Genomic DNA, 901 nt, shown 5'->3' on the forward strand with positions numbered 1-901 from the left:
GAGGAACCGAACATGAGTAGCGGAAGTATCGTACAAATCATTGGGGCGGTAATCGACGTCGAATTCGCGCGCGATTCAGTACCTAATGTATATGATGCGTTGACTGTTGACGGTGGCGAAACCACTCTCGAAGTTCAACAGCAACTAGGTGATGGTGTCGTTCGTACCATCGCAATGGGTAGCACAGAAGGTCTTAAGCGTGGCCTTAATGTAGCAAACACTGGCGCTCCAATTTCTGTACCAGTAGGTACTGAAACACTGGGTCGTATCATGGACGTACTTGGTCGACCAATCGATGAGCGCGGTGAAATCGGTGAACAAGAGCGTATGCCTATTCACCGTAAAGCTCCTACTTACGCTGAGCAAGCGGCAAGTGCAGAGCTTCTAGAAACAGGTATCAAAGTAATCGACTTAGTTTGTCCATTCGCTAAGGGTGGTAAAGTTGGTCTGTTTGGTGGTGCCGGTGTTGGTAAGACCGTTAACATGATGGAACTTATCAACAACATCGCACTTAAGCACTCTGGTCTTTCAGTATTCGCAGGTGTTGGTGAGCGTACTCGTGAGGGTAACGACTTCTACCACGAGATGCAGGAAGCGGGCGTTGTTAACTTAGAGACTCCTACAGACTCTAAAGTAGCAATGGTTTACGGCCAGATGAATGAGCCACCAGGAAACCGTCTGCGTGTAGCGCTAACTGGTTTGACGATGGCTGAGAAGTTCCGTGACGAAGGCAAAGACGTTCTACTATTCGTAGACAACATTTACCGTTACACACTTGCAGGTACTGAAGTATCAGCACTTCTAGGTCGTATGCCTTCAGCGGTAGGTTACCAGCCAACACTAGCAGAAGAGATGGGGGTTCTTCAGGAACGTATCACTTCTACTAAGACTGGTTCGATCA

Annotated in this window: 1 protein-coding gene; it reads left to right on the forward strand. The window is 48.2% G+C overall.

What is annotated here, in order from left to right:
• Positions 1–12 precede the first annotated feature (12 nt).
• Positions 13–901, forward strand: an 889-nt coding sequence (gene atpD / locus A3738_RS05725) for a F0F1 ATP synthase subunit beta (RefSeq protein WP_068763438.1), incomplete at its 3' end; no start/stop codon positions are given.

It is taken from the genome of Oleiphilus sp. HI0066, from assembly GCF_001635725.1.